Below are 12,539 nucleotides of genomic sequence, written 5' to 3' on the forward strand. Positions count from 1 at the left end.
AAACGTTTCCGCGCATCATTGGGCAGCCCTCACCCGCCCGTCAAGAGGTGGTGCGGCGCGATCCGGTCCGGCGGTCGGCGCGCCCGGCCGCCGCCGGACCGCGGGGCCGGTCCCGAACGGACCGGCCTTCCGACAGAATCCGCAGGTCAGCGGGGTGCCGACCGGGAGGCGGCGGAGTCGGGCGCGGCCGGTCAGGCGTCCAGCAGGGCGCGCCAGACGCGCACCGCGCCCGAGGAGACCGGGGTGTCCCAGCCGGCGATGCGGGCGGCCCCGCCGATGTGGAAGGCGGTGACGCCCGCCCCGCGCAGCCGGGGCACGTGCTCCAGGACCAGGCCGCCCCCGACCATCAGGCGCGGCAGGTAGCCGGGCTCCCGGGCCTCCGTACGGGCCGCCTCGGCGTACAGGACCTCCAGGCCCGCCGTCACGCCGTCCGCCGAGCCGGCGGTGAGGTAGGTGTCCAGACCCGGCAGCCCGTCGAGCCGTTTGCGCAGGCCCTCGCGGTCGGCGGCGCGGTCGATGGCCCGGTGGAAGGTCCAGCGGCAGCCCGGGAGGACGTCGAGGAGCGCGCCGATCGCGGCCAGGTCGGGGCCTCCGGTCTCGTCGAGGAAGCCGAACACGAACTCCTCGGCGCCCTCGGCGCGCAGCAGCCGGGCCTGGTCGCACAGCGCGTCCAGCACCTCGGGGCCGCCCGCCGAGAAGGTGTCCGCCGCCCGCAGCATCACCCGTACGGGGAGGTCCACGGCGGCGCGCACGGCGGCGAAGGTCTCCCGGGCGGGGGTGAGTCCGCTGGCGGCCATGTCGCTGACCAGTTCGAGGCGGTCCGCCCCGCCGGCCTGAGCCGCTGCCGCGTCCTGAGCGTCGAGGGCGATCACCTCGAGAATTGGTCTAGACATGTACGGAGCCTGCCACACCGCCGTACGCCGTGGGAAGGCGCGGCACACAATTGCCCCATGGCCACGCCGCAGAACCACCATCCGGCCCACCAGGACTTGCGCGAGCGCTGGACCCGCGCCCTCCTGGCCGTCCGCCGCCCGGAGGAGGACCTCCCGCCCGGCACCCCCTCCCCGTACGCCTACGCCGACGACCTCCTCGCCCGCTGGGCCGAGCCCCACCGCCGCTACCACACCACCGACCACCTGGTCGCCGTCCTGGACCGGATCGGGCTGCTCTCCGCGCACTGCGAGGGGCCGGAGGCGGTCGCCACCGTCCTGCTGGCGGCCTGGTTCCACGACGCGGTCCACCTCCCGGAGCGCTCCACCAACGAGGAGCGCAGCGCGCGCCTGGCCGAACGCGCCCTCCCCGAGGCGGGCCTTCCCCCCGACCGCGCCGCCGAGGTCGCCCGGCTGGTCCGCCTCACCGCCACCCACGACCCGGCCCCCGGCGACACCAGCGGCGAGGTGCTGTGCGACGCCGACCTGGCGGTCCTGGCGGGAGCGCCGCAGGAGTACGCGGCCTATGCCGCCGCCGTCCGCGAGGAGTACTCCTTCCTCCCCGACCACGCCTTCCGCACCGGCCGCGCCGACGTCCTGCGCCACCTCCTCGCCCTGCCGAGCCTGTTCCGCACCCCCTACGGCCGGGCCCACTGGGAGCGCACCGCACGCCGCAACATGACCACGGAGCTGGAACTGCTCACGGCCTGACGGGTCGCGGCCCGACGGGCCGTCGGCGGCGACGAGGAACGGGCGAGGAATGACGGAGCCGCCGGCGATGTTGGCCCCGTACATGCCACGACCTGACACCACGCGCCCCGATGCCCCACGCCGTGCGGAACGCGCCCGCATGCCCCTGGCCGTCTACGTCCTCGGGCTGTCCGTCTTCGCCCTGGGCACGTCGGAGTTCATGATCTCCGGGCTGCTCCAGCCGCTCGCCCGCGACATGGACGTGAGCATTCCGCAGGCCGGGCTGCTGGTGTCCGCCTTCGCCATCGGGATGGTGGTCGGGGCGCCGGTGCTGGCCGGGGCGACGCTGCGGCTGCCCCGGCGGACCACGCTCATCGCGCTGCTGGCCGTCTTCGGGCTCGGGCAGGTGGCGGGAGCGGTGGCGCCGTCGTACGGGGTGCTGTTCGCCTCGCGGGTGGTGAGCGCGCTCGCGTGCGCCGGGTTCTGGGCGGTGGGCGCCGCGGTGGCCGTGTCGCTGGTGCCGCCGGGCGCCAAGGCGCGGGCGATGGCCACGATGATCGGCGGGCTGAGCATCGCCAACGTCGTGGGCGTGCCGGCCGGGGCGCTCCTGGGACAGCACGCGGGCTGGCGGTCGGCGTTCTGGGCGGTGGCCGCCCTGTCGGCGGTCGGCCTGGCCGGCGTGGTCGCGCTGGTGCCCCGGACCGCGCCGCCCACCGGCGCCGACCGCCCCCTGCTCCGCCGGGAGCTGCGGATCTACCGGGACGGCCAGGTGTGGCTGGCGCTGGTCGTCACCGCGCTCAGCGCCGCCGCCACCTTCTGCCTCTTCTCCTACCTCTCGCCGCTGCTCACCGAGACCGCGGGCCTGGCCGAGGACTGGGTGCCCACCGTCCTGGCGCTGTTCGGGGTCGGCGCGCTGATCGGCACGTCGGTCGGCGGCCGGGTCGCCGACGCGCACCTGTTCGGGACGGTGTACGCCGGCCTGGCCGCCACCACCGCGGTCCTGGCGCTGCTGGCGGTCACCGCGCACCTGCCGGCGGCGGCCGTCGGACTGGCGCTGACGCTCGGGGTGACGGCCTTCTTCACCGCCCCGGCCCTCAACGCCCGGATGTTCGACGTGGCGGGCGCCGCCCCCACCCTGGCGGGCGCGACGACCACCTCGGCGTTCAACATCGGCAACACGCTCGGCCCCTGGGTGGGCGGCCTGGTGATCAGTGCGGGCCGGGGCTATCCGGCCGTCGCCTGGGTCAGCGCGCTGCTGGCCGCCGCCGCCCTCGGCGCCACGGCCGTCGCCGCCCGGTGGCACCGGCGTACGGCCGCCTCCCGCGTGGTGGCCGCCTCGCCCGCCGGGGCGGACGCCCCGGCGGAGGCCGCGGAGCCGACCGGCTGACCCGCCGGGCCGGACGGTCCCCGGCGGCCCCTCGCCGAGGTCACCGAGGGGTGTTCCCCTGGGCATGGCGTTACCCTCGGTGGCCAGTGGCTCCGCAGGCCGCTCGTGGTCCGCGCCCCCGTGGCCCGGACCGGCCGGCCCGACGGGAGGACGTACGAGATGGACGTACGCAGCAGGCACAACATCACGATCACCGGCCGCGAGGACGGGCCGGTGGTGGTGCTCGCGCACGGCTTCGGCTGCGACCAGAACCTGTGGCGCCTGGTCGTGCCCGCCCTGACCGGGGAGTTCCGGGTGGTGCTCTTCGACCACGTGGGCTCCGGCCGCTCGGACCCGGCCGCCTGGAACGCCGAGCGCTACTCCTCGCTGGAGGGGTACGCGGAGGACGTGCTGGAGATCTGCCGGGACCTGGACCTGCGGGACGTGACGTTCGTGGGGCACTCCGTCAGCGCCATGATCGGCGTGCTGGCGGCGGTACGGGAGCCGGAGCGGTTCGCCGGGCTGGTCCTGCTCGTCCCCTCGCCCTGCTACATCGACGAGGGCGACTACCGGGGCGGGTTCAGCCGGCAGGACATCGACGAACTGCTGGAGTCGCTGGACAGCAACTACCTGGGCTGGTCGGCGGCGATGGCCCCGGTGATCATGGGGGTTCCGGGCCGGCCCGACCTGGACGAGGAGCTGACCAACAGCTTCTGCCGCACCGACCCGGAGATGGCGCGCGTCTTCGCCCGCACCACCTTCCTGTCCGACAACCGGGCGGACCTGGCCGGGGTGAGCGTGCCGACGCTGGTGGTCCGGTGCGTGCCGGACGCCATCGCCCCGCCGGAGGTGGGCGAGTTCGTCCGCGACCGGATTCCCGGCTCGACCCTGGTCACCCTGGACGCCACCGGGCACTGCCCGCAGCTCAGCGCCCCCGAGGCCACGGCCGAGGCGATCGGCTCCTTCGCGAGGGCCCGGTGACCGCCCGGGCGGGGCCCTCCCCGGGCCCCGGAGGCGGCAGGAACGGCGGCGGCGAGTACGGCGGCGAGTACGGCGCGGCCTTCTCCGAGCTGCTGGAGGACAGCGCCGAGGACCTGTACGAGAACGCGCCGTGCGGCTACCTGTCCACCCTCCTGGACGGGACGATCGTCAAGGCCAACGCCACGCTGCTGACCTGGCTCGGCCACGCCCGCGGGGAGCTGGTGGGCCGCCGCACCTTCTCCGACCTGCTCACCGTCGGCGGCCGGCTCTACCACGAGACCCACTTCGCCCCGCTGCTGCGCCTCCAGGGCCACATCGGCGGGATCGCCCTGGAACTGCGGACCGCCGACGGCAGACGGCTGCCGGTCCTGGTCAACTCCACCGTCAAGACCGCGCCCGACGGTCGCCCCCTGCTGATCCGCACCACCGTCTTCGACGCCCGCGACCGCCGCTCCTACGAGCGCGAGCTGCTGCGGGCGCGCCGGGAGGCCGAGCGCGAACGCGAACGCGTCCAGCGCCTGGCCACCACCCTCCAGCGCAGCCTGCTGCCCCCGCGCCTGCCCGAGGTGCCGGGCGCCGAGGTCGCCTCGCACTACCACACCGCCTCCACCGACGAGGTCGGCGGCGACTTCTACGACCTGTTCCCGCTCGCCGGCGGCCGGTGGGGGGTCTTCCTCGGCGACGTCTCCGGCAAGGGCGCGGGCGCGGCGGCCCTGACCTCCCTGACCCGCTACACCCTGCGTGCCGCGAGCGTCTACGACCCCGACCCGCCGGCGGTGCTGGCCAACCTCAACACCGTCCTCACCCACGAGAACCAGGGCGACGACCCGCGCTTCTGCACCGTCGTCTTCGGCCTGCTCACCCCCGGCGAGCACGGCTGCTCGCTCACCCTCGCCGCCGGCGGCCACCCGCCCGCCCTGCTGCTGCGCGCCGACGGCACCGCCGAGTACCGGCCCACCCCCGGCGGCCAGCTCGTCGGCCTGCTGCCCGACGCCCGCTTCGCCGTCACCACCGTGCGCCTGGCCCCCGGCGACACCCTGCTGCTGTACACCGACGGGCTGACCGAGGCCCGCACCGACGACTCCGGCGGGCGCTACGGGGAGGAGGCCCTGCTGGCCTTCGCCGGGGAGCTGGCCCCGGCCGGGGCGTCCGACGCCGTCGCCGCGGTCACCGGGCTGCTGGACGGCTTCGGCGAGGGGCTGGACGACGACACCGCCGTCCTCGCCCTGGGCGTCCCGGCGGCCTGACGGTCAGGACGGGACGTCAGGCCGGGAGGGCGGGAGGGTCCTCGCCCCGGCCCCGGCCCCGCGCCCCGGCGGCTTGCGGCGCCGCAGCCCCGCCTCCGTCAGCCGGCGCAGCAGCTCCTTGCTGCCCACCTCCACCGCGCCCAGCCGCACCGCCCGCTCGTAGCGGGCCAGGGGCACGTCGTAGTGGTCGCGGTCGAAGGCGCGCGGCGGGCAGCCGAGGGCGGCGGCGAAGGCGTGCAGCTCCGCGTACGAGACGTCGCTGACCAGGTGCGACCAGAGCGTGCCGTGGCCGGGCCAGACGGGCGGGTCGATGTAGACGGTCATGACGGGATCACGGCGGGATCGCGGGGGGCACGACGGATCACGCGGCGGCCTGCCCCAGCCCGCCGACCGGCGCCACCGCCGTCGCCGTCCGGCCGCACACCCAGTGCGGGTCCGGGCCCAGCTCCGGTTCGACGTCGAGGGCGTGCTGCTCGGCGTCCCGGCACACCGGGCACTGCGGCCAGCGGCCGTGGCGGTCCAGCAGCGCGTCCTGGACGTCCTGGGCGATCAGGCCCGCGACGAAGGAGGCGCCGTCCGGCCACTGCTCGACCCACCACCGGCGGTGGGAGACCGCGTCCTCGACCAGGGAGACGACCTCGGCCCCGGCGATGCCGCAGGCGGTGAGGTCGGCGAGGACGAGCGCCCGGGCCGTGTGGAGGGTCCGTTCGAGGGCGGGAGGGGAGGGCTGCTGGTCTGTCATAACCCTTCCATTGGAACAGACGCCGGGGCGGAAGGCCGCCGGCGGCGGACCCGCCGCCGGTGCGGGAGGTCTTGACGCCCTCCCGCTGTGAAAATACCTTCCACCCGTGAACAGAAGCGTGAAGGAAAGTTTCGCCACCCCGGTCCGCGACACCGCGCCGGACCGCCGCCCCGGCCCGCCCGGGCCCGCCGCCCTCGCCGCCAAGGTGCGCACCATGGCTCCTTCGATGACCCGCTCCATGCAGCGCGTCGCCGAGGCCGTCGCCGGCGACCCGGCCGGGTGCGCGCAGCTCACCGTCACCGGTCTCGCCGAGCGCACCGGCACCAGCGAGGCCACCGTCGTACGGACCTCACGCCTCCTGGGCTACCCCGGCTACCGGGACCTGCGGCTGGCGCTCGCCGGGCTCGCCGCGCAGCAGGCGTCCGGCGCCGCGCCCTCGGTCACCGCCGACATCGCCGTGGACGACCCCATCGAGGACGTCATCGCCAAGCTCGCCCACGACGAGCGGCAGACCCTCGCCGACACCGCCGCCGGACTCGACCCGGCCCAGGTCGAGGCGGTCGTGAACGCGCTGGCCGGGGCCCGCCGGATCGACGTGTACGGCGTCGGCGCCTCCGCCCTGGTCGCCCAGGACCTGGTGCAGAAGCTGCTGCGCATCGGGCTGGTCGCCCACGCCCACGCCGACCCGCACCTGGCGGTCACCACCGCCGTCCAGCTCCGCTCCGGCGACGTCGCCCTGGCGATCACGCACTCCGGCCGTACGGTGGACGTGATCGAACCGCTGCGCGTCGCCTTCGACCACGGCGCCACCACCGTGGCGATCACCGGCCGCCCGGACGGGGAGATAGCCCAGTACGCCGACCACGTCCTGACCACCTCCACGGCGCGCGAGAGCGAGCTGCGCCCGGCGGCCATGTCCAGCCGGACCAGTCAGCTCCTGGTCGTGGACTGCCTGTTCATCGGCGTGGCGCAGCGCACCTACGAGACCGCCGCTCCCGCCCTGTCGGCCTCCTACGAGGCGCTGGCCCACCGCCACTCCCCCCGGCAGCGCTGACCCGGCGCGCCGCACCGCCCATCACCCACCCCCCACCCGCTGCCCGGATGCCGGTACGGGAGGCCGGCCCGGCTCCACGGGCAGCACCACGGACACGACGGAAAGAGCCGCACCCCCATGACCTCTCCGACCGCCGACGACGCCGCGCGCCCCCCGTACAGCCGGCTGCGCGCCGAACTGGAGACGCTCACCACCGAGGCGTTCCGCAGCGACCTGGCCGAGATCGACCGGCTGCCCACCCTGGAGATCGCCAGGATCATGAACGGGGAGGACGCCACCGTCCCCACCGCCGTCGCCGCGCAGCTCCCGCGCATCGCCGCCGCCATCGACGCCACCGCCGCGCGGATGGCGCGCGGCGGGCGGCTGGTCTACGCGGGGGCGGGGACGGCCGGACGGCTGGGGGTGCTGGACGCGAGCGAGTGCCCGCCCACCTTCAACACCGACCCCTCCCAGGTGATCGGGGTGATCGCGGGCGGCCCGACCGCGCTGGTGCGGGCGGTCGAGGGCGCCGAGGACCGCGGTGACCTGGCCGCCGCCGACCTGGACGGGCTGGGGCTGGGACCGGATGACGTGGTGGTCGGCGTCTCGGCCTCCGGGCGCACCCCGTACACCGTCAGCGCGGTGGAGCACGCGCGGCGGCTGGGGGCGCTGACGGTCGGGCTGTCCTGCAACGCCGGGTCGCCGCTGGCGGCGGCGGCCGAGCACGGCATCGAGGTCGTCGTCGGCCCGGAGCTGCTGACCGGCTCCTCCCGGCTCAAGGCGGGCACGGCCCAGAAGCTGGTCCTCAACATGATCTCGACCATCACCATGATCCGGCTGGGCAAGACGTACGGGAACCTGATGGTCGACGTGCGCGCCTCGAACGAGAAGCTGCGGGCCCGCTCGCGCCGCATCGTCTCGCTGGCCACGGGCGCCGGCGACGAGCTGATCGAGTCGGCGCTCGCCGCCACCGACGGCGAGGTCAAGAACGCCATCCTCACCATCCTGGGCGAGGTGGACGGCCCCACCGCCGCGCGCCTGCTGGAGGAGTCGGGCGGCCATCTGCGCGCGGCCCTGGAGGCGGTGCGGGGCTGACCGCCCCCGGCGCACTCCCCCGCGAACGCCCGGGGGCGGCACCCCGTACGGAGTGCCGCCCCCGTGGTCCGGTCGCGGACCGCCCGCCGCCGGGTCAGCGGGCCTCCGCGTCCGCCGGCTCCCCGGCGCGCCCGGGCGCGCCGGAGGGCGCGGGCTCCCAGCACTCCACCCCCGTCAGGTCCGGCAGGCGGTCGCGGGTGAAGACCGGGTCCAGACCGGCGCGGCGCTGCTCCTGGTAGTCGTCCAGCAGCCGGAAGGCGATCACCGACAGCGGCAGGATGGACAGCAGGTTGACCAGGGCCATGACGCCCATGGTGACGTCGGCGAGGTTCCACACCACGCTCACCGAGCCCAGCGCGCCGAGGAAGGTGGCGACGAGGACCAGCGCGCGGTAGCCGGTCATGACCGGGCGGCTGTGGGTGATGAACTCGATGTTGGACTCGCCGTAGTAGTAGTTGCCGATCATCGAGGTGAAGGCCACCAGGAAGACCACCAGCGTCAGCAGGTGGCCCGCCCAGGCGCCCAGGGTGTCCTGGAGGGCGGACTGGGTGAGGTCGGCGCCCTGGCGGCCGGAGAGGTCCGGGTCGGCGGACAGGACGAGGAAGGCGGTCGCCGAGCAGACCACCAGGGTGTCGAAGAAGACGCCCAGGGCCTGCACCAGGCCCTGCTTGACCGGGTGGGAGGTCTCGGCCGCGGCGGCGGCGTTCGGCGCGGAGCCGAGGCCGGCCTCGTTGGAGAACATGCCGCGGCGCACGCCCTGCTGGATCGCCACGCCGATGCCGCCGCCCACGACCTCGCGCAGGCCGAAGGCGCCGCCGACGATGTCGGCGAACACCCGCGGGAGCTCGGTGGCGTTGAGGGCGACGACGACCAGGGCGAGCACCAGGTAGATGAGGGCCATCACCGGGACGAGCACCTGGGTGACCGAGGCGATCCGCCGGACCCCGCCGAAGACGGAGAGCCCGAGCAGCACGGCGAGCACCACGCCGACGGCCGGGGCGAACCAGGCGGGGCCGTCGTCGCCGCCGGTGCCGAGGGAGCCGGCGGTCACCGAGGCGATGGTGTTGGACTGGACGGCCGTGAAGACGAGCCCGAAGGTCACGGTGATGACCACGGCGAAGAGCACGCCGACCCAGCGCTTGCCCAGGCCGCGCTGCATGTAGTAGGCGGGGCCGCCGCGGTAGGTGCCCTTGCCGTCCCCGCTGCGGTCGCGCACCTTGTAGAGCTGGGCGAGCGTGGCCTCCACGAACGCGGAGGCGCCGCCGACGATCGCCATGACCCACATCCAGAAGACCGCGCCCGGGCCGCCGACGGTGATGGCGCTGGCGACACCGGCGATGTTGCCGGTGCCGATCCGGGCGGCGGCGGAGATGCTGAACGCGCCGAAGGCGGAGACGGGCTTGGTGCCGTCGGCCCCGGGCCGGGGCCGTTCCCCGACGACCCGGAGCATCTCCGGCAGGAGCCGGACCTGCAGGGCCCGTGAGCGGAGGGTGAAGTAGAGGCCCGCCACGGCCACCAGGGGGATCAGCAGATAGGACCAGAAGTGATCGTTGATCTCGACGATCACGGTGTCGAGCGTGCTCATGGAAGTGTGTCGTCCAGGGGAGTCGGGTGGGGGCTCGGCTCTGCGGAACAGGCCACGGAAGCGGGTCTTCCGCCAACGCATCCGGGAGGCTAACCGCTGGTGAACACCCCTGAACACGGTTTGCCCGGTGCGAAATCTCACATTGCGGACACACGCGGAGGGCGGCACCCCCGTACGGGAGTGCCGCCCTCGTGGTCCGGTCGCGTACCGCTGCCGGTACGCGCGGCGGGACGTCCGATCCGCTGGGCGGATCAGAAGTCCATGCCACCGCCCATGCCGCCGGCGGCGTCGCCGGCACCGGCCGCGGCCTTCTCCGGCTTGTCGGCGATGACGGCCTCGGTGGTGAGGAACAGCGCCGCGATGGAGGCGGCGTTCTGCAGCGCGGAGCGGGTGACCTTGGCCGGGTCGATGATGCCCTCGGCGATCATGTCCACGTACTCACCGGTCGCGGCGTTCAGACCGTGGCCCGGGGTCAGGTTGCGCACCTTCTCCACGATGACGCCGCCCTCCAGGCCGGCGTTGACCGCGATCTGCTTGAGCGGGGCCTCCAGGGCGGCCTTGACGGCGGCGGCACCGGTGGCCTCGTCGCCCTCCAGCTCCAGCTTCTCGAAGACGTTGGACGCCTGCAGCAGGGCCACGCCACCACCGGCGACGATGCCCTCCTCGACGGCGGCCTTCGCGTTGCGGACGGCGTCCTCGATGCGGTGCTTGCGCTCCTTCAGCTCCACCTCGGTGGCGGCACCGGCCTTGATGACGGCCACGCCGCCGGCCAGCTTCGCCAGGCGCTCCTGGAGCTTCTCGCGGTCGTAGTCGGAGTCGGAGGCCTCGATCTCGGCGCGGATCTGGTTGACCCGGCCGTTGACCTGCTCGCTGTCACCGGCACCGTCGACGATGGTGGTCTCGTCCTTGGTGATGACGACCTTGCGGGCGCGGCCCAGCAGCTCCAGGCCGGTGTTCTCCAGCTTGAGGCCGACCTCCTCGGAGATGACCTGGCCGCCGGTGAGGATGGCGATGTCCTGGAGCATGGCCTTGCGGCGGTCGCCGAAGCCCGGGGCCTTGACGGCGACGGACTTGAAGGTGCCGCGGATCTTGTTGACCACCAGCGTGGACAGGGCCTCGCCCTCGACGTCCTCGGCGATGATCAGCAGCGGCTTGCCGGCCTGCATGACCTTCTCCAGGAGCGGCAGCAGGTCCTTGACCGCGGAGATCTTCTGGTTGGCGATCAGGATGTAGGGGTCCTCCAGGACCGCCTCCATCCGCTCCATGTCGGTGGCGAAGTAGGCGGAGATGTAGCCCTTGTCGAAGCGCATGCCCTCGGTGAGCTCCAGCTCCAGACCGAAGGTCTGCGACTCCTCGACGGTGATGACGCCTTCCTTGCCGACCTTGTCCATCGCCTCGGCGATCAGCTCACCGATCTGGGTGTCGGCGGCGGAGATGGAGGCGGTCGAGGCGATCTGCTCCTTGGTCTCGACCTCCTTGGCCTGCTCCAGCAGGGCCGCGGAGACGGCCTCGGTGGCCTTCTCGATACCGCGCTTGAGGGCCATCGGGTTGGCGCCGGCGGCGACGTTGCGCAGACCCTCGCGGACCAGCGCCTGGGCCAGGACGGTCGCGGTGGTCGTACCGTCACCGGCGACGTCGTCGGTCTTCTTGGCGACCTCCTTGACCAGCTCGGCGCCGATCTTCTCGTACGGGTCCTCGAGCTCGATCTCCTTGGCGATGGAGACACCATCGTTGGTGATCGTGGGGGCGCCCCACTTCTTCTCAAGGACGACGTTGCGGCCCTTGGGGCCGAGCGTGACCTTGACGGCGTCGGCGAGCTGGTTCATCCCGCGCTCGAGGCCGCGCCGCGCCTCCTCGTCGAACGCGATGATCTTGGCCATGTGAAGTGGTCCTCCCTGGGGTTCCCCATGCCGAAGGCCAGGGGCGGGTTGGATTTCTCCGGACCGCGCTGGCGCCCGCGACGGACGGCCCGCCAGCCCGGGGTTCCTTGCTCCACCGGGCTTGCGCACCTCACCGAACCGGTCCTTGTGTTGTCACTCTCACCTGCAGAGTGCTAACGCCAATGATTAGCACTCGACCCCTCTGAGTGCAAGCGCACCGGGGGTTCGCGTCCCGTCCCCGCACCGGGCGCGGGGACGGGCGCACGGGCCGGCGGGAGGCCGGGGCCGTACGAGCCCCCGCGCACGACGAAGGGCCCGTGCCCCCGGGGGGACACGGGCCCTTCTGTGCCGTCTACTACTGCTCGTGGTGCGAGTGGCCGGCGCTGTCAGGCCGTCACGCGGACCATGTCCGCCTGCGGACCCTTCTGACCCTGCGAGATCTCGAACTCAACCCGCTGTCCTTCCTCAAGGGTGCGGTAGCCGTCCATCTGGATCGCGCTGTAGTGGACGAACACGTCCGCACCACCGTCGACCGCGATGAAGCCGTACCCCTTCTCCGCGTTGAACCACTTGACGGTGCCTTGAGCCATTCCTAACTCCCCTATTGCTGGCCCTTGCACGAGTCCACACTCCGCGGACCCGGGTCAGATGTCACCCCCCGGCGAGAGGGGGTGTGCGCCGGAACGCGTCGACCGCGGCTGAATGTATCTGGGCGACAGCCCTCCGCAACAGGTCTGTCGGACGAGAATTCCGGTCACGCCGGATCGCCGATAAACACATGAACGGCAGGAAAGCAGGGCAACTCGGGCCGGGCATAGCGGACCAACACGACAATTGCCGCAGCAAATTTGAGCGCAAGTTGTCGCGTTCTTGTGGGCGCTGAGTGCGCATTCGGGGGGAGGCACGCTCACTCTACCGCTCTCCGGGGGGCGGAATTACCAATTCCGCTCATCGTCCGGGCGCAGGCGCTCCCAGGGGGCGCGCATGACGG

Annotated in this window: 12 protein-coding genes; 6 read left to right on the forward strand and 6 right to left on the reverse strand. The window is 73.7% G+C overall.

Annotated features, from left to right (window positions below):
• Positions 1-191 precede the first annotated feature (191 nt).
• The gene (locus VE546_RS03235) at positions 192-893 is read right to left on the reverse strand and encodes a copper homeostasis protein CutC (RefSeq protein WP_324917958.1); all 702 of its coding nucleotides are present in this window, start codon (positions 891-893) and stop codon (positions 192-194) included.
• Positions 894-950: 57 nt separating this feature from the next.
• Here VE546_RS03235 and VE546_RS03240 point away from each other — a divergent pair, with 57 nt between their 5' ends.
• The 4 genes from VE546_RS03240 to VE546_RS03255 all read left to right on the forward strand — a co-directional run bounded on the left by VE546_RS03240 (position 951) and on the right by VE546_RS03255 (position 5,213).
• The gene (locus VE546_RS03240; protein WP_324917961.1) at positions 951-1,640 is read left to right on the forward strand and encodes a hypothetical protein; all 690 of its coding nucleotides are present in this window, start codon (positions 951-953) and stop codon (positions 1,638-1,640) included.
• A gap of 139 nt (positions 1,641-1,779) precedes the next feature.
• Positions 1,780-3,006 carry a Cmx/CmrA family chloramphenicol efflux MFS transporter gene (locus tag VE546_RS03245; protein ID WP_324917964.1) on the forward strand — a complete coding sequence of 409 codons (1,227 nt, stop codon included), beginning with the start codon at positions 1,780-1,782 and terminating at the stop codon, positions 3,004-3,006.
• Positions 3,007-3,165: 159 nt separating this feature from the next.
• A complete protein-coding gene (locus VE546_RS03250; RefSeq protein WP_324917967.1) occupies positions 3,166-3,966 on the forward strand; it encodes an alpha/beta hydrolase in 801 nt (266 codons plus the stop codon).
• Positions 3,963-5,213 (forward strand): PP2C family protein-serine/threonine phosphatase, encoded by a 1,251-nt coding sequence (locus VE546_RS03255; protein ID WP_324917970.1) that lies wholly within the window; start codon positions 3,963-3,965, stop codon positions 5,211-5,213. Before VE546_RS03250 ends, VE546_RS03255 begins: the two co-directional genes overlap by 4 nt.
• A gap of 3 nt (positions 5,214-5,216) precedes the next feature.
• Here VE546_RS03255 and VE546_RS03260 read toward each other — a convergent pair whose 3' ends face one another.
• Positions 5,217-5,537 (reverse strand): DUF4031 domain-containing protein, encoded by a 321-nt coding sequence (locus VE546_RS03260; protein ID WP_324917973.1) that lies wholly within the window; start codon positions 5,535-5,537, stop codon positions 5,217-5,219.
• Between the two features lie 37 nt (positions 5,538-5,574).
• The gene (locus VE546_RS03265; protein ID WP_324917976.1) at positions 5,575-5,955 is read right to left on the reverse strand and encodes a hypothetical protein; all 381 of its coding nucleotides are present in this window, start codon (positions 5,953-5,955) and stop codon (positions 5,575-5,577) included.
• 106 nt (positions 5,956-6,061) lie between these two features.
• Here VE546_RS03265 and VE546_RS03270 point away from each other — a divergent pair, with 106 nt between their 5' ends.
• Complete coding sequence (locus VE546_RS03270) at positions 6,062-7,009, forward strand: MurR/RpiR family transcriptional regulator (protein WP_414720384.1); 948 nt, start codon at positions 6,062-6,064, stop codon at positions 7,007-7,009.
• A gap of 117 nt (positions 7,010-7,126) precedes the next feature.
• Positions 7,127-8,083, forward strand: coding sequence for an N-acetylmuramic acid 6-phosphate etherase (gene murQ, locus VE546_RS03275; RefSeq protein WP_324917979.1), 957 nt, complete (start codon positions 7,127-7,129; stop codon positions 8,081-8,083).
• Between the two features lie 94 nt (positions 8,084-8,177).
• Here the strand turns inward: murQ and VE546_RS03280 are convergent, their stop codons facing one another.
• The 3 genes from VE546_RS03280 to VE546_RS03290 form a co-directional block, all read right to left on the reverse strand.
• Positions 8,178-9,668 (reverse strand): alanine/glycine:cation symporter family protein, encoded by a 1,491-nt coding sequence (locus tag VE546_RS03280; protein ID WP_324917982.1) that lies wholly within the window; start codon positions 9,666-9,668, stop codon positions 8,178-8,180.
• A 251-nt stretch (positions 9,669-9,919) separates the two neighbouring features.
• Positions 9,920-11,548: a chaperonin GroEL gene (gene groL / locus VE546_RS03285; RefSeq protein WP_324917985.1), complete on the reverse strand. Its 1,629-nt coding sequence runs from the start codon at positions 11,546-11,548 to the stop codon at positions 9,920-9,922.
• A 386-nt stretch (positions 11,549-11,934) separates the two neighbouring features.
• Entirely contained in the window at positions 11,935-12,138 is a 204-nt protein-coding gene (locus tag VE546_RS03290; RefSeq protein WP_004986573.1) for a cold-shock protein, read from the reverse strand.
• Positions 12,139-12,539 lie beyond the last annotated feature (401 nt).

The sequence above is a fragment of the Streptomyces sp. genome, from assembly GCF_035644915.1.
Classification (GTDB): Bacteria; Actinomycetota; Actinomycetes; order Streptomycetales; family Streptomycetaceae; genus Streptomyces.